Origin of the sequence: Allocatelliglobosispora scoriae, from assembly GCF_014204945.1 — a bacterium.
Lineage (GTDB): Bacteria > Actinomycetota > Actinomycetes > Mycobacteriales > Micromonosporaceae > Allocatelliglobosispora > Allocatelliglobosispora scoriae.
Genome location: NZ_JACHMN010000003.1, coordinates 1,934,642 through 1,951,393, shown reverse-complemented (window position 1 = coordinate 1,951,393; position 16,752 = coordinate 1,934,642). Strand labels below are relative to the sequence as shown.

Annotated in this window: 12 protein-coding genes; 7 read left to right on the top strand and 5 right to left on the bottom strand. The window is 69.1% G+C overall.

Annotated features, from left to right (window positions below):
• Nucleotides 1-11: 11 nt before the first annotated feature.
• Entirely contained in the window at nt 12-2,909 is a 2,898-nt protein-coding gene (locus F4553_RS34930) for a fibronectin type III domain-containing protein (RefSeq protein ID WP_184845120.1), read from the bottom strand.
• Between the two features lie 363 nt (nt 2,910-3,272).
• On the opposite strand from F4553_RS34930, the gene F4553_RS34925 reads away from it, so the two are divergent.
• On the top strand, nt 3,273-3,818 hold the full coding sequence (locus F4553_RS34925) for a cupin domain-containing protein (RefSeq protein WP_184845117.1): 546 nt from the start codon (nt 3,273-3,275) through the stop codon (nt 3,816-3,818).
• An 88-nt stretch (nt 3,819-3,906) separates the two neighbouring features.
• Nucleotides 3,907-4,959, top strand: a complete 1,053-nt coding sequence (locus F4553_RS34920) for a methyltransferase (RefSeq protein ID WP_221470606.1) — start codon at nt 3,907-3,909, stop codon at nt 4,957-4,959.
• A 93-nt stretch (nt 4,960-5,052) separates the two neighbouring features.
• Here the strand turns inward: F4553_RS34920 and F4553_RS34915 are convergent, their stop codons facing one another.
• Entirely contained in the window at nt 5,053-6,237 is a 1,185-nt protein-coding gene (locus F4553_RS34915) for an FAD-dependent oxidoreductase (RefSeq protein ID WP_246467566.1), read from the bottom strand.
• Here F4553_RS34915 and F4553_RS34910 point away from each other — a divergent pair.
• Entirely contained in the window at nt 6,236-6,916 is a 681-nt protein-coding gene (locus tag F4553_RS34910; RefSeq protein WP_184845114.1) for a TetR/AcrR family transcriptional regulator, read from the top strand. The genes F4553_RS34915 and F4553_RS34910 overlap by 2 nt on opposite strands.
• A gap of 148 nt (nt 6,917-7,064) precedes the next feature.
• On the opposite strand, the gene F4553_RS34905 is transcribed toward F4553_RS34910, so the two are convergent.
• On the bottom strand, nt 7,065-8,438 hold the full coding sequence (locus F4553_RS34905; protein ID WP_184845111.1) for an MFS transporter: 1,374 nt from the start codon (nt 8,436-8,438) through the stop codon (nt 7,065-7,067).
• 146 nt (nt 8,439-8,584) lie between these two features.
• The gene (locus tag F4553_RS34900) at nt 8,585-10,261 is read right to left on the bottom strand and encodes an FAD-dependent monooxygenase (RefSeq protein WP_184845108.1); all 1,677 of its coding nucleotides are present in this window, start codon (nt 10,259-10,261) and stop codon (nt 8,585-8,587) included.
• Nucleotides 10,262-10,722: 461 nt separating this feature from the next.
• Here F4553_RS34900 and F4553_RS34895 point away from each other — a divergent pair, with 461 nt between their 5' ends.
• Nucleotides 10,723-11,325: a malonic semialdehyde reductase gene (locus F4553_RS34895; RefSeq protein ID WP_184845105.1), complete on the top strand. Its 603-nt coding sequence runs from the start codon at nt 10,723-10,725 to the stop codon at nt 11,323-11,325.
• Nucleotides 11,326-11,420: 95 nt separating this feature from the next.
• Here F4553_RS34895 and F4553_RS42660 read toward each other — a convergent pair whose 3' ends face one another.
• The gene (locus F4553_RS42660) at nt 11,421-14,189 is read right to left on the bottom strand and encodes a helix-turn-helix transcriptional regulator (RefSeq protein WP_184845102.1); all 2,769 of its coding nucleotides are present in this window, start codon (nt 14,187-14,189) and stop codon (nt 11,421-11,423) included.
• Nucleotides 14,190-14,315: 126 nt separating this feature from the next.
• On the opposite strand from F4553_RS42660, the gene F4553_RS34885 reads away from it, so the two are divergent.
• From F4553_RS34885 to F4553_RS40355, 3 genes are read left to right on the top strand one after another with little or no spacing between them, the layout of a single operon-like run.
• Nucleotides 14,316-14,627 carry an SRPBCC family protein gene (locus tag F4553_RS34885; protein ID WP_184845099.1) on the top strand — a complete coding sequence of 104 codons (312 nt, stop codon included), beginning with the start codon at nt 14,316-14,318 and terminating at the stop codon, nt 14,625-14,627.
• Nucleotides 14,624-16,210, top strand: coding sequence for an FAD-dependent monooxygenase (locus F4553_RS34880; RefSeq protein ID WP_221470605.1), 1,587 nt, complete (start codon nt 14,624-14,626; stop codon nt 16,208-16,210). The genes F4553_RS34885 and F4553_RS34880 overlap by 4 nt, the downstream gene beginning before the upstream one ends.
• 30 nt (nt 16,211-16,240) lie before the next feature.
• Nucleotides 16,241-16,735, top strand: coding sequence for a helix-turn-helix transcriptional regulator (locus F4553_RS40355; RefSeq protein WP_221470604.1), 495 nt, complete (start codon nt 16,241-16,243; stop codon nt 16,733-16,735).
• The last annotated feature ends 17 nt before the right edge of the window (nt 16,736-16,752 follow it).

The window sequence follows — 16,752 nt, the reverse complement described above, 5'->3', positions numbered from 1 at the left end:
TCCCCCGTCCTCTAGAAGGTCGTCGCGCAGGCGTACGGCGTGAAGGCCGAGTAGCCGACGGAGTTGTAGGACCTGATCGCGAAGCACATGTACTTCTTCGAGGCCAGGCCGGTACGCGTGAAGACGGTCGTGTTCGCCGGGACCGTCCAGTAGGTCACCCCGTCGAAGACCTGGAAACCGATCTCGTTGGTGGACCGGTCGACCCAGTTGACGCGGATCTGCGAGGTGCTGATCGGTGTCGCCGTCTGGTTGGTCGGCACGGCCGGAACCGTCGGCGTCGTCGCACAGGCGTACGGCGTCGACGCCGACTGCCCGGCCAGGTTCACCGCCTTGATCGAGAAGCACATGTAGGTGCCGTTGGCGAGCCCGCCCCACGTGTAGCTGGTCGTGTTGGCGGGCAGGGTGAGGTAGCTGACGCCGTTGTAGAGCTGGAAGCTGGTCTCGTTGTTCGACCGGTCCTGCCAGGTCACGGTGATCTGCGTACCGCTGATCGGGGTCGCGGTCTGCCCCGCCGGGGCGATCGGGATCGTCGGCGTCGTCGCGCAGGCGTACGGCGTCCACGGCGAGTAGCCGGCCTGGTTGTAGGCGCGCACCATGAAGCACATGTAGGTGCCGTTGGCGAGCCCGCCCCAGGTGTAGCTGGTGCTGTTGGCGCCGACCACGGTGGACGTGGTGCCGTTGGAGATCTCGAAACCCCACTCGTTGGCGGAGCGGTCGGCCCAGTTGATCCGGATGCTGGTGCCGCTCACCACGGTCGCGGTCTGCGCGTTGGGCGCCACCGGGATCGTCGGGGTGGTGGCGCAGGCATACGGCGTCCAGGCCGAGTACCCGGCGTTGTTGTAGGACCGCACCATCAGGCACAGGTAGGTGCCGTTGGCGAGGCCACCCCACGTGTAGCTGGTGCTGTTGGCGCCGACCACGTTGGTGGTGGTGCCGTTGGAGATCTCGAAGCCCCACTCGTTGGTCGACTTGTCCTGCCAGGTCAGCGTGATGCTGGTGCCGCTGGCGACGGTCGCGGTCTGCCCGGCGGGTGCGATCGGGATCGTCGGCAGCGTCGCGCAGACACTGCCCGACCACGGCGAGTAGCCGACCGTGTTGTAGGAGCGGACGGTGAAGCACTTGGTCGTGCCCATCGTCAGGCCGCTCCAGGTGTATGTGGTCGAGTTCGCCGCCAGCGACACGGTGGTCGTGCCGTCGGAGACCTGGTAGCCGGTCTCGTTGCCGGCCAGGTCGGCCCAGTTGACGCGTACGCTGGTCCCGCTGAGCACCGTCGCCGTGACGTTCGACGGCGCCGTGGGCAGCGACGGTGTCGTGGCGCAGGTCTCCAGCGCCCAGTAGGACGGGCCGAAGGCGTTGTAGGAGCGGACCCGGAAGCAGTCCTTCACGCCCGGGGTCGCGCCGGTCCAGGTGAGGCTGGTGGCGTTGGCCGGGGCGATCCTGGTCTCGAAGCTGTTGGAGATCTCGTAACCGGTCTCGCTGATCGCGTTGTCGGTCCAATTGATCGTGTAGAAGGTGCCGGTCGAGCCGCCGGCGGCGTAGGCACCGGTCGGCGGGGACGGTCGGCCGAGGTAGTTGAAGGTCCACTGGCCCGGCGACGGGTAACGCCTGCCGTCGGTGATCCGGGTGACCTTCCACCGGTGCACGCCCACCGCGAGCGGCGGATTGAAGGCGTACATCGGCAGGAAGGGTTGGCTCGAGGTCTTGATGATGGAGAAGGCCGACGAGCCCGGCGGGGCGACGGCGATCTCATAGCTGGTCGCGGCGAGCGACGCCCGGCCGGCCGTCCCGGCGAGCGCGGTGCTGGTCCACTGGAGCTGGTCGGCCTCCTCGTTGAAGACGCCGGCCGTCGGACCGGCGCAGTTGCCGTCGACGTAGCCGTAGCGGGCGAGCCGCTCGGGGCCGTTGTTGATGTTGTAGAGGCCGAACCGGCGGTGCTCGTCGTCCCAGTCCATCAGGGTGAACCAGGTCGCGGCGTAGATGCCGCTGGCCGCGATCTGCTGGAACCCCTCGACGAGGTTGTCGCACTGCTCGCCCTCGTCGGCCATCTCCTCGGGCTTCAGCTCGTCGATGTTGTTGTCCTGCATCCGGTAGCCGAACTCGGTCACGTAGATCCGCTCACCGCTGACCGGGTTGCCCCGCTCGCCCGTCATGTGCCAGAGGAAGTCCGCCAGCGGCTGGTGCGGCTCTTCGGTGATGTGCATCCGCCGGGCGTAGGAGTAGGGGTGGATGCCGACACCGTCGACCGCCGCGTTGAGCGAGGTGTAGGCGCTGTTGCTCCACTCGGGATGGGCCGCGATGGCCGCGCTCGTGTCGGTGATGTAGGTCCAGACCGGACCGCGCCCCGAGTCGCCGACCAGGCCGCCGCTGATGACCTCGTCATGGCACTCGGAGTGGATCCGGTAGGCCGACCGGGCCACGAACTCGCCGAACCGCGCCGGCTCCAGCCACGTGTCGTTGTGATTGGGTTCGTTGCGGATCTCCCAGACGGTGACCCGGCCGTAGCCGCCGTCGCAGGCGATCTCCACGGCGTGCTGGGCGAAGTCGACCGGTTCGGCGTTGGAGAACTCGGAGTCCAGCAGACCGATGATCGAGATGTGCGACGGCAGCCCCGCGAGCAGGTTGACGTAGGCGTCGCGGCAGGTCCGGGCGATGCGGAAGTCGATCCGCAGCCACTTGGTGGCGTTCAGGACGGCCGTGTCGGCACCGGGGCCGGAGATCTTCTGCCCGGACACCGACAGCGAGCAGTCGTCGTTGAGCACGGCACCGGCCTGGATGCCCTTGTAGCCAGGCGGCAGGGCCGCCGCGGGCTGGGCCGCCATGGTCACGACCGGCGGACTGAGCAGTAGTGCCGCAGTGACGGCGAGCAGCGTCCGCCGCAGACCGCCCCGACGTTTGGGGAGGGGTGTCATGATGCAGATCCTCTCGAGGAACATCATCGGATATCGATGTCGATCATCGAGTGGCACACCGATCAGGACAAGCCCCCTAATCTGCACCTGTCGATGAAATGATCTTCGCCGCGCAGCGGCGCCGCGCCCTGGCGCAACTCGGCCATCGGTACGCGAGCCGAACGCCCCCCGGCCGCCCGCCGGCACCCGTCCGCATTCATGATCAACGATCAAGATCCCAGGAACACGTGATGTAGGGCTGCGGTCGGCCGCAGAGACTACCTGTGTCACTTCGATAACGGAGGCGGCGGAGCTCAGGGAACACACGGGCCGACCTGCATCCGGAGATCGAATTCACCAACCCCAGTACGAAGGGGAGCAGATATGAGCGTGAATGAAGGACACGATGGATTCGTGCTCGGACCGGGCGAAGGCAAGCCGATCGGCCACCAGCTGAGCCTGAAGGTCGGCGAGATCCACACTCCGAACCTGCTGGCGGTCGAGTGCCGGTTCGGACCCGGATTCGACGTCGGGGCACACATCCATGCCCATCACGAGGAGATCTTCTACGTGCTCGAGGGCGAGCTGGAGCTCTTCGCCTTCGAGCCGGTGGTGCGCACGACCGGACCCGGATCCTGGCGGGACTGGGAGTCGGCCAGCGGTGCCCGGGTGGCTCGTGCACCCGTCGGCAGCGTGATGTACGTGCCGGCCAAGACCCCCCACGGCTTCCGGAACCCGGGACCCGGCCCGATGCGGATGCTCTTCATGGCGTCACCGGCCGGCCACGAGGTCTACCAGCAGGACATCGCGGACCTGCTCGCCGCACCGCCGTCCGACGAGGCGGCGCTGAGCGAAGCGGTCGCCGAGATCCGGCGGCGGCACCACACCGAGCAGCTGACGCCGGTGATCCGCTCCCCCGAGGACCTCTGACCAGGTTGCGGTAGCGATCGGTGACTGTCGTCGCCGGGCCGGCCTTCGCGTCGAACACCCTTCACACTGTCCACAAAGGAGTTGAACGTTGACTACGGTACCCAACGACTCACGGACGAACCAGATCGACCCGCTTCGTGAGCTCTTCTACGCGCACTACCGATTCCAGTACCTCGCCGCCGCCTGCGAGTTCGGGCTCTTCGAGCTGCTCGGTCGCGAGCCGGGGCTCACCCGCGAGGAGATCGCGAGCCGACTGGAGATCCAGAACCAGCCCGCCCGCATCCTGCTGCTCGGCGCCACCTCGGCCGGGCTGCTGCGCAAGGACGGCGACAAGTACTACAACACGGCGGTCTCCGAGCCGCTCGCCGGCAAGCTCGACGACGTCCCGGCCGCGTTCGTGCCGTGGGAGCAGCACGTCAACTACCGCCCGATGGCCTGGTTCTACGAGTCCATCAAGGAGTACACCAACGTCGGCCTCCAGAAGGCGATCCCGGGCGACTCGCCGACGCTCTACGGGCGGCTCGCGCAGGACCCCAAGCTGGAGAAGACGTTCCACAACATGATGGGGTCGGTCAGCCGGCTCGTCGCCGAGGAGCTCATGCAGCACCTCGACCTCTCGGGTTACACGCACCTGCTGGACATCGGCGGCGGGACGGCGATCAACGCCACCCACCTGGCCCGCCGGTGGCCGCACCTGCAGGTCACCATCGTCGACCTGCCGACCGTCGCCGAGGCGGCCAACGAGAAGATCGCCACCCTCGACCTCAGCGACCGGGTCCGCGCGATCGGTCTCGACGCCTTCAACGACGAGTTCCCCAAGGGCTGTGACGCCGTGCTGTTCGGCCACTTCCTGGAGATCTGGTCGATCGAGCGCAACAAGGAGCTGCTGGCCAAGGCGGCTCGCGCGGTCGAGCCGGGAGCCGGGATCTTCGTCGTCACGCCGGGCGCGGACGACGACGGCACCGGCCCGGACCTCGCGGCGGCACTGTCGGCGTACTTCCTGACGGTCGCGAGCGGCGAGGGCATGGTCTACACCTGCGCCGAGTACGAGGAGTGGTTCGGCGAGGCCGGCTTCGACCCGACCGGCCGCCTGTATGTCGGCGGCCTCGGCGACGTGGTGATCACGGGCGTCCGGCGGTGACAGCTCGGGGAGTCTGCCGGGGGTCCCCCGTCCGGCAGGCTCCCCGACGGCTCCTGGCCAACGGGCAGGCCAGGAGCCACTCATCGGCACCGTTCAGCGGGGTCGGAAGAACGCGAGCATCTGACGACTGGCGTCCGGCGCCGTCAGCATCTCCTGGATCCGCACGGACATCCGGCCCGCGGCGCTGGTGCGCTCGAACATCTCCTGTTCGTACTCGCGGACGGCGGCCGGAAAATCGTCCGGGTGCTCGGCCAGTGCCAGGCCGAGCAGGACGCCGTCGAGCAGCGCCATGTTGGCGCCCTGTCCCACCGGCGGCATCAGGTGCGCGGCATCCCCCAGCAGCGTGACGCCCGGTGTGGACGGCCAGGTCAGGCCGACCGGCAGAGTGGTGATCGACCGGGGCACGATCATGTCCTCGCAGGCGGCGATCAGCGCGATGAACCGCGGGTCCCAGCCGTTGAAGAGCTCGATCAGCCGTGCCCGGGCGACAGCCGGATCGTCGAACGGGATCCCGCTGGTGGCGAACCAGTCCTCGGCGGTGCGATAGAAACTCAGGTAGACGCGGACGCGACCGTCGCCATTGCGCTGCGCCGACAGGGACTGTCCGTCGCCGAGCACCCAGTAGTTGCCGCGCCCCACCATCGCCGCGAGGTCGGGGTGGGTGCGATCGATATCAGGAATGCACAGCTCGACGGCGTTCTGGCCGGTGTGCACCGGGCGGGCGTCGGTGAGCAGCGGGCGGACCCGGGAGTTCGCGCCATCGGCGCCGACCAGCAGGTCATATGGCGCGCTGCTGCCGTCGGCGAAGCGCAGCAGGCCGCCGTCGGCGCGTTCGACACCATGCCCCCAGCGCACCGCGTGCTCCGGGAGAGAGTCCAGCAGCAGGTTGCGCAGATCGGCACGGTCGACCTCGGGGCGGTCGAGGGGGGCGCCGTCGGGCGTGTCCTGCCGCAGCAGCACTGTGCCGTCCGGTTCGAGAAGCTGCAGGTCCTGGCCCTCGGACCGGGCTATCGCGTGGAACTGGTCGATCAGGCCGGCCAGGCGCAACGCCCGCTGTCCGGTCTTCGCATGCAGGTCCAGCATGCCGCCCTGCACCCGCGTGTCACGCGACGCTTCGCGTTCATGGACGACGGCTTCGATCCCGTTCAGATGCAGCACGCGGGCGAGAGCCAGGCCGCCGAGGCCGCCCCCGACGATGGCGATGGTCATGGCTTTCCTCCAAATCACCGTATCGATTGATACACTGTATCGCGCTAGGGGATGTATCGTCAGCGGCATGTTGGTGTGGGAGCGACCGGAGCCGCCGGATCGACCGGTGCCGGCCCCCCTGAGCCGGGACCGGATCGTCAGCGCGGCGATCCTGCTGGCCGACGCGGACGGGCTGGAAGCGGTGTCGCTGCGCAAGGTCGCCGCCGTGCTGGGCGTCGGGCCGATGCGGCTCTACGGCTACATCGCCACCAAGGACGAACTGCTCGACCTGGTGGTCGACGCCGTCCACGCCGAGATCCGCCCGGCCGGGGACGGCTGGCGGGAGGCGTTGCGCTCGCTCGCCGAGGCCACCCGGCACGCCGCCCACCGGCACGAATGGTTCGCCGACCTGATCGGCGGGCGGCCGCAGCTCGGGCCGCACGCGCTGGCCAGGATGGAGGCCGCGGTGGCCGCGCTCGGCGGCGTCGACGTGGACACCGCCGTCCCGGCGATCGCCGCGGTCGATGCGTACGTCGTCGGCGCGGTGCGGCGGGAGATCGCCGAGCTGCGCGCCGAGCGGGCGACCGGCATGGACAAGCGACAGTGGCAGGCCGCCCACGGGCCCTATCTGGAGCGGACCTTCGCCACCGGCCGATTCCCCGCGCTCGCCTCGGCCATTCGCGACGGCACCCATCTGGACGCCGACCAGACCTTCCGCACCGGCCTCGACTTCCTCCTCGACGGCATCGCGGCCCGCATCTCCAGCTGACGCGTGGAGCGCTGTGTCCTATCGCGGCGGCAGGCGCAGAGCCGGTGCCGGACGTAAAAGCGCCGCAGCATGCGTGAACATGCTGCGGCGCTGGTCCTGCGTCCCGGTCTGACGTCAGTAGGACCCTACGTCAGGACCTGTCGCAGGGTCAGTCGGTCTTGAGCCGCGGCAGCAGGAGGCTGACCGCCGCGATCGCCACGCCGACCCCGGCCGCGATGTAGAAGACCGTCTCGTAGCCGGAGGCGAAGGCCTCGGCCGGAGTGCTTCCGCCGCTGAGCGCCGACGCGATGCCCGTCCCGGCGACCGTCGCGAGCACGGCCAGGGCAATCGAGCCACCGACCTGGCTGGCGGTGACGGCCATGCCGCCGACGATCCCCGCGTCGCCCTCGGGAGCGTCGGCGGTCGACGCGGCCATGAGGGTGGGGAAGGTCAGGCCGATGCCGACCGCGATGAGCAGTGTCGGCCCGAGCAGGCTGGCCACGTAGCTGCTGGTGGAGTCTGCCTGGGCGAGCCAGGTGAAGCCGACCAGGAAGCAGGCGGCGCCCGCCAGCACCAGTGGGCGTACGCCGGTCTTCGGCAGCAGGCCGGAGGCGAAGCGTGCGATCACCACGAACATGACCGCCGCGGGGGTCTGCCCGAGCCCGGTCTCGAAAGCGCTGTAGCCGAGAACGTTCTGCATGAACAGCGACGTGAAGAACCACATGCCGATGGCGATTCCACCGAACAGCAGCAGCGCTCCTCCGCCGACGGCCACACCCCGGATCTTGAACAACCGCAGGGGCATCATCGGGTTGACCGCGAATCGCGCTTCCACCACGACGAAGACGATGAGCAGGACCACGCCCACCAGCGCGGGCACGACGACCCGCGTGGACGTCCAGCCGTAGTCGGCGACGTGCATGACGCCGTAGACCAGCGCGCCGAGACCCGCCGTGCCGGTGATGGCACCGACGATGTCGAGCGACTCCCGCTGGCGGGCTTGCGCACGCACGAGGGAGACCACGGCCACCGCGATCAGCACCGCGCCGATCGGCACGTTGATGAGGAAGATCCACCGCCACGACAGACCGGTGGTGAGTGCGCCGCCCGCGATCGCGCCGGCCATGCCGCCGATACCGCCCGAGGCGGACCATGCGCCGAACGCCTTGGAACGTGCGGGCTGCTCGGTGAAGTACGTGTTGATCACGGCGAGTGTCGCCGGGGCCAACATCGCGGCTCCCATGCCCTGCACGATCCGGGCTCCGACCAGCACCTCTGACGCATTCGCCAGACCGGCGACGAGACTCGCCGCCGAGAAGACGAACAGGCCCGCGATCAGCATCCGCCGATGGCCGAACAGGTCCGAGGCTCGACCGCCCAGGAGCATGAAGCCGGCGAAGGTGAGCAGGTAGCCGTTGACCACCCAGGCGAGGCTGGTGGCGGTGAAGCTGAGATCCTGCTGGATCGAGGGCAGAGCGACGTTGACGATGGACGAGTCCAGGATCACCATGAACTGGCAGGCACAGGCCAACGCCAGGATCATCCAGGTAGGTTTGCTCTTAGCTCCCGCGTCGCCACTGGTTATGTTCGATGGTGCGGTCGCCACCAGATTAGATGGTTCGGTCGCCACTAGGGCCTCCTGAATGCTGAATGTGAATCTGCGATGCTTATTACGAAGTGCTGCATGTTCTAACGGTGCCCTTGGCTCGACCTTTCCTCGGCCGCTAGCGGCGTCGTGTTCTCATTCGCCGCGCCTCGGACCCGGTCGACGATCTCGACCGGGTCGGCGGGGACGCGCTCCCCCCGCCAGGCAACATGCTGGTCCGGGCGCAACAGCGCCAGGTCGCACTCCCATAGCTCGCGCACCCGGTCCTCCCGGATCACGACGTGGCGGACCGGCAGGCCCCGGTCGGCCGCAGCGGTCAGCAGAGCGTCGGCCCTGCCGTCACCCGCCAGATCCAGCAGCGTGAACTCGGGTCCGAAGTGATCGAAGAGCTGGCTGCCGTCCGCCAGCAGCACGCTCGGCGGGCGTGAACCCGGCCAGGTGCTCGGGACATACCGCAGCTGGTCGGACTCCGGCTCGCTGGTCCCGTCGGCACAGACGATCGGAGACCCCGCGTACCGGTAGTCGAGGTAGATGCCCTCGTAGGTGTTCTCGCCGGGCTGTGCGGAGAGGAACTCGCCCAGCGGGGCCAACGGTCCCCCTTCACCCCGCAGCCGCATGTGCTCGAAGTGCACGTCGAGGTGCTGTCGCGACATCGCCATGTTGCGCAGCCCGACCGGCCGTCGCTCGATCTCATAGCTGTCGAGCAGCGTCGGCCCGCCGTAACCGTTGACCAGCGCCGCCAGCTTCCAGCCCAGGTCCACCGCGTCGCCCGCGCCGGTGTTCATGCCATGACTGCCCGCGGGGAACATCTGGTGCGCGGAGTCACCGGCGAGCAGCACCCGGCCGGACCGGAAGCTGTCGGCGATCAGGTACTGCGGTTTCCAGCGCGACGTCACGAGGATCTTCTCGATATCCAGGTCGACGTTGAGCAGGGAGCGGATCCACGCCGCGGGGTCGGCCGGCGGCGGGTCGAAGTCGGACTGGTGCAGGGCGTGGAAGGACCAGGTCCCGGCCTCGTCGAGCGAGATCAGCACGTAGCGGTTGGTGAAGTGGTGCCAGAAGTAGCCGTGCCGGAACAGGCGCTCGGTGTCGGTGGTGCGGAAGGTCACGGAGAAGACGACCGGCAGGTCGCGGATGCCGCCGCCCTCGCCGTCGGCGATGCCGCCGCCGCTCAGCGGGATCCCGACGGCCTGGCGCACCGCGCTGCCGGCGCCGTCACAGCCGACGATGTACTGGGAGCGCACCGTCCGGGGAGTGCCGTTCGTCAGATCCTGGAACGTGCTGGTGACGCCGTCGGCGTCCTGCTGCAGCGAGTCGAACCGCCAGTGGTGGCGGACATCGATCAGTGGATGGCGACGGCAGTGGTCGAGCAGCACCGGCTCGAGGTCGGCTTGAGAGATCCGCTGGTAGGGCTGGCTGGGCTGGCTGCCGTCGTTGCGCTCCCTGATCTCCTGCCACTTCTGCTCGACCGAGGGCTGATGCCACACTGCGAGCCGCTCGCCGTCCTGGTCCAGGCCGGTCGACCAGAGGACGTCGAAGGGGTAGCCCGCGGGCACGCCCGCCTTGCGGATGTCATCCGCGAGTCCCAGCCTGGCGTGGTGCTCCATGGTCCTGGGGTTGGTGAACTCCATCTTCGGATGCAGGGTGGGTCCGGCGTTCTGCTCGGCGAGCACGCACTCCACCCCATGGTGGGCCAGCTCCAGCGCCGCCATCATTCCGACCGGGCCAGCGCCGACCACCACTACGGGGACGTTGTCCATGCGCTCCCTTACCTCTAGCTCATCGAAGTGACACCCGTAGTCTCCGTGGCCGACCGCTACGCCACATCACGTGTTCCTGGGATCCTGATCGGTGGACCGAAGCGGCCGCAGGTCACTCCGCCTGCCGTCCCGGCGATCGGATCGGCCCTTCGAAAGTCACATGAATACGTGATGTTCCGGGACTCCTCGTGAGACAGCCTGGTATCGAACCCCTGATGGGGTGGCCGGCCGGATGCCCCCATCACGGTCGGCCGGGACCGATGCGAGTGGGATCGAGCATGGGACAAGTGTCGGCCTGGCTCCGGGCAAGGCGGAGCGTAGCCCGGTGCGGGAGCGTGGGCGCCTTTGTGGTGTGCGCCAGGGGTCCACATGGTCAGGTCCACTCTCGCATCGGCGCACACACACCGAATTGCCGAGACACCACTGATCATTTCGCATGATCTCCGAAAGGAAGATGACTGATGTCGTCAAACCACGTACTGATCGACGAGCGGGCACAGGACCTGCTGTTCCGTGAGGCGCGTACGGCGAACACGTTCACCGACGAGCCAGTCAGCGACGAGCAGATCGCCGCGCTCTATGACCTCGTGAAGTGGGCGCCGACATCGTTCAACCAGCAGCCGCTGCGGGTGGCGTTGATCCGGTCGGAAGAGGCCAAGAGCCGCCTGATCCCGTTGATGTGGGACGGCAACCAGGGCAAGACCTCGGCCGCACCGCTGGTCGCCATTCTCGCCGCGGATGTCCGGTTCCACGAGCTGCTGCCCGAGCTGTTCCCGATCTTCCCGGCGGCGAAGGACGTCTTCTTCTCCGAGGAGGACGTGCGGATCGAGGCGGCCCAGCTCAACGCGACCCTGCAGGCCGGCTACTTCATCCTCGGCGCCCGCGCGGTCGGTCTGGCGGCGGGGCCGATGACCGGCTTCTACGCGGACAAGATCACCGAGGAGTTCTTCGACCCGACCCGGCACCAGGCCTTCCTCGTCATCAACCTCGGCAAGCCGGGCCCGGACGCATGGTTCGACCGCCAGCCGCGCCTGGAGTACGAGCGGGTCTTCACCACCCACTGACAGGCTAGGACGGTGCATGCAGGCCCGCGACCCGAGCTACAGCTACTCGGTCGCGGACCTGCATGCACACCGCCGACGGGCGGCGCATCACGTCTTTACGGGATGATCGCGTTGGCCATGAAGACCCGGGTCAGCTCGACCCGGCTGCTGATGCCCAGCTTCGCGAAGACATGCCGCAGGTGGCTGTCGACCGTGTGCGGTGACAGGAGCAGCTGTCGAGCCACCTCGCGGTTCGTCGCACCCTCGACGACCAGCCGAACCACCCGCAGCTCCGCCTGCGTGAGCCCGGCGAGCGGCGACGCCGTGACCGGTGACGACGCCCGGCGCCGCACGCCGATCGCGCGCAGATGCCTCTCCACCCGCGCCTGTCCCTGCCAGGCTCCGCAGTCGGTATAGATCCCCAAGGCGATCTCGAGCATTTCGATGGCGCGGCCCCGTCGGCCGGCGGCATGCTCGGCGGTCGCCGCATCCTCCAGCGCGCTCGCCCGCACCAGCGGCCGCCGACTGTTCTCCAGCAGCTCCACGCTCTCCACCAGGAGCTTCACGTCCATGTGCGCGATGCCCTCGGCATGGGAGGCGACCCCGGCGAGGGTGCGGTTGCCGGGATTTCCCTCGGCGAGCGTGAGCGCGACGGCGGCGATCGCGGCGGCCTGGGCGGACTGCCCCGCCTTCTTGGAGATGTGCACCATCGCGGCGACCGCGCCTGGATCCTGGCAGAACACCAGGACCCGCTCGGGCAGCTGGGAGTGGAGGTCGGCGAGGGCCTGGTAGGCAGCGTGCGCCTGCCCGCCGGCATCCTGGATGACCGCGTTGGTCCAGGCCGCGTCCTCCGGCGCCACCGTGATCCCCGTGGCGAGTGTGCGCTGGATGCGGCGCAGGTAGTCGCGTGCGAGCGGCATCTGCGCGCGGATCACCGCCACCCGGCCCAACAACCCCGCCAGGGGTACGCTGAGCTGAAGCGCGCCGAGCTGCTCGGCGACCCGGAGGCCGGCCTCGCCCTCCGCCTCCACATCGGACAACCGGCCCTGTGCGAAATACAGCGACGCGCGGTAGAAGTGCCACAGCGGGAGCGACCAGGCGGTGCCGAGCTGCTCCGCCGTTCGCTGCCCGTGGGTATAGATCTCCTCCGCCTCGTCGAAACGGTCCTGAGCAGCCAGAGCGGCGCCCAGCCACACTCCGGGGTGGCGGTGCGCGGTCGCCCCACCGGCCCGGCCCGCCTCGGTGACCGCGTCGTTGGCGTACCTCACCGCCTCGTCGAGGTGGCCCCGCGCGCGGCTCGCCACACTGCGCGCCGCGTTGCCGAAGACCACCGCGGTGGACATGCCCTCCTGCGCACCGAGAACGACGGCCTGGTCGGCAGCCGACTCGGCACCGCTGAGATCGCCCACGAGCAGCGCATGCGCCCGCACCGCGTGCAGCTGCGAACGGACCGCGTCGTCGACCGTGGACAGCGCCAGCGCCCGGTCGGCGAGCTCGACCACCACGGCGTTCTGCCCGGCGTGCTTGTAGGACTCCGCGAGCCCCAGCAGCAGCTGCCCCTCGGTGCCGAGGTCGATCCCGCTGCGCAGGGCCCGCTCCCCCCACGTGCGCGCCTCGGCGAGTCGACCGGCGGTGGCCAGCGCGTCGACCGCCTCGGCGATGCGGGCCGGACGGGTCTCGTCGTCGTCCTCGAGCAGTTCCAGCAGGTGGAGCAGCAGATCTGCGGCGGCGCTCGGTGCCGAGGCCCGCAGCTCGGTGGCCGCCTCATGGAGCACCGCGGCCGCCTGGGCGTCACCCTTGCGGGCGACCCGGATGAGGTGCTGGGCCGCCTCGACGGCGGGACGGCCCTCCATCCGCACGACGTCGACCGCCTCGCGGTGCAGTGCCTGGCGGACCGGAGCGGACAGCGAGCGGTAGGTCGCGTCGCGCAGCAGGTCGTGCCGGAACATCAGCTCGTCGCCGACCTCGACCAGGATGCACGCGGTGACCGCCTCGGCCGCCGGATCGACCATGTCACCGGCGGTCTTGCCGAGCAGCGCGGCGGCCTCGTGCAGGGAGAACGGCCGTCCGAGCACCGCTGCCGCGTCCAGCAGCTGGCGCACCGGAGGCGGCAGTTCGAGCAGGCGCCGTCGGGCGGCGACGACGAATCCCGGCGGCAGGCTGCCGTCCTCGACCGTCGCCACGCCGCCGGTGAACCGGATCCGGTCGCCCGATCGCAGGCCGGTGATCAGCTCCTCGAGCAGGAACGGGTTGCCGCCGCTGCGGTCGGCCAGCGCCAGCAGCTCCGGGCTGGCCGGAGCGCCGAGAATGTTCTGGCAGACCTGGGCGATCTCCCGCTGGTTCAGCGGACCGAGATGGATCTGCTGGCCGTGCTCGGTCGCGATCCAGCGCAGCGCGTCGCGGACAGCTGAGCGGCGCGGCAGCGGCCGCAGGGCGAGCAGCCAGCCGACGGGGCTGGTGCGCAGTGCCGGAACCATGTCCCGCAGGGCGAGCACGGTCAGTTCGTCGGCCCAGTGCAGGTCGTCGAGGACGATCAGCACGGGTCGGATGCGGGCGGCGGCCTCGATCAGCTCGGTCAGCCGATTGATCAACCAGTAGCGGTTGCCCGCGACCGGGTCCAACTCACCGAGGTCGACGTGCCCGCGCAGTGCCGACAGCAGCGGCGACAGTGGTGCGGCGGCGTCGAGCTCGGTAACTCTCCCGGAGACGACGGTGACTCCGGAGTCGGCGGCCTCACGGGCGCCCTCGTGCAACAGCCGGCTCTTCCCAATGCCGGCAGCGCCATCGATGGTTAAACATACGCCGATCCCTTGCCTGGTCTGTTGGACGATCCCGCGAACCTCCGCGAGCTCCTCCGAACGGCCGACAAGGCTCTGCTCAGCCACGTGCGATCATCCCCCATGTGTCCCCCTGGCGCGTATTCCATTCAACCTCACGGAAACACGTGATGCAATGACGCATCGATGAAGACGAGGCTTTGTCCACGACCTTCGAACAGGAGTGGATGAAGCATGTCTTCGATCAGTTGTCGGCGGCCCGCACACCAGGGCCGCGACCGGTCGTGGTCCGGACTGCCACACGAGGCAACCGACCCGACCAGCTATTTCTCGGCGATCACGCCCTGCAGCGCACTGGAGGGCGAACCCGGCGGACTCGTCCGCGAAAACGTCGTCGACGGCTCGATCCGCCAGCGCGAGCCCGACGAATTCCATCCACCAAGTCGCATTATTATCAACTTTATGGGTGAATCATCACCTTACGCCATCGTCGGCGCCGACGGGATCGCCGCCACCTCGGGCACGGACCTGGGAGAACCGAGGTGACCGCCCCGACTCCCACCGAGCCGATCCTGATCGTCGGCTGCGGACCGGTCGGCGCGACGCTGGCGCTGCAGCTCGCACAGTTCGGCGTACCGTCGCTGGTGGTCGATCGTGCTGTTGCGGCCACGCCGTATCCCAAGATGGACTTCGTCAACGCCCGCAGCATGGAGCTGCTGCACCGGCTCGGAGTCGGTCCGGCGATCCGCGAGCGGGGCGTTCCGCCACGCTTCGACTTCACCTTCCACTGGTATACGAGCCTCGCCGAACCGCCCCTGGCGGTGTGGAACTACCCGTCCGTCGACCAGCAGCGCGACACGATCCGCCGGGTCAACGACGGCACCATGCCCGCGGAGCCCTACCAGCGGCTCACCGGGTCGATCCTCGAGGAGATCCTGCGGGACGCGGTCCGCGACCATCCCCTCATCGAGCTCCGGGAGGGCTGGACGTTCCGGTCGCTGGCGCAGGATGACAATGTTGTCATCGCGCGGCTGACCGATCCGGACGGACAGCAGCACGAGCTGCGCGCGGCGTACGCGATCGGCTGCGACGGCGCGGGCAGTGCGGTCCGCAACGCGGCCGACATCGGCGTCGACCTGATCGGACCCACCTCGCAGCACTGCGATGTCTACTTTCGCAGTGACGACCCGCTCCTGCGGGCACACGGGCGCTACTTCCTCGGCATCCACACGGGCGGGGTCATGCTCGTCTCCCGCGACGAGGAGGCCGTCTGGACCGCGACCTTCCCCTACGAGGGAGAGCCGCCGACGGACCCGCTCGCCGTCGTGCAGCAGCGCCTCGGCGCCCCGATCCGGTTCGACGAGGTCATGGCGGTCGCGCACTGGGAGGGCCGGCTCGGCGTCGCGACCACCTACCGCAGCGGACGGGTCATCCTCGCCGGGGACGCGGCCCACCAGTTCTACCCGACCGGCGGACACGGGGCGAACACCGGTCTCGCCGACGCCGTCGACCTCGCCTGGAAGCTCGCCGGCGTGGTCCAGGGGTGGGGCGGCGCGGGGCTGCTCACGGCGTACGAGACGGAGCGGCGGCCGGTGGCACTGATCAACCGGGAGCTCTCCTTCAACCTGCTGGAGGTGTGGCGGCGCTTCCCCGCGCTGGCGGCCGTGGGCGCGACCCGCGCGCAGCTCGCCGGGTTCCTCGACCAGGACGCCTACCAGATCGACAACCTGGGCATCCACTTCGGCGCCCGCTACACCTCGCCGATCGTCGTGCCGGACGGCGGGCCGGAGCCGGCGTGGGACTGGCGGAGGGTCACGCCGGAGGTCTGGCCGGGGATGCGCGTGCCCGGCCTGTTCCTCGGCGATGGTGAGCACCTGTTCGACCGGCTGGGGGCCGGTTTCGCGGTGCTGGACCAGACGCCGGACGCGGCGGGGGCAGCCCTCGTGGCGGCCGCGCAACGGCGCGGCGTGCCGATCCGACACGTGACCGTCGACGACGACGGCTGCCGGAAGGTGATCGGCGCACCGCTGACCCTGATCCGGCCCGACCAGCACGTGGCCTGGCACGGCGATCCTGGCGAGGTCACCGAGGAGGCGCTGCTGGACATAGTCTGCGGCATCGTCACCTGAGGACGATGAACAACGATCGGGGGAGGCTTCATGAGCACCGAAATCGAGTATTCGACCGACTGCCATCACGTGCTGCGGGTCGCTGCTGCCATCGGCCGGACGTTCGCTCTGCACGACGTGGCCGATCTGCTTCATCAACCTGTGGCGGCGCTGCTGCCGGTGATGGACGAGGCACTGGCGCTGGGTGCCATCACGGCCCACGGCAACGACTTCGCCTTCTGCGACGACGACATCTGGCGGGAGATCGTCGAGGGCATCCCGCAGCCGGTCCTGCACAGCCTCCGGGTCGCCCGCCGGCACCCGGCACCGCAGCCTGACGGCTGGGACGGGCTGAGCATGATCGAGCAGGAGATCGCCGAACTCGTCGCCCAGGGCATGACCAACCAGCAAGTATCTAAACAGGTCTATCTATCTCATCATACGGTCAACTATCACCTGCGGCAGATCTTCCGCCAGCTCAACGTACGCTCGCGGGTCGAGCTCGCCCGCCTGCTGCCACGATCGCGCCGCGGCGAGACGGACTGAGAAGGACATGCCTGGCC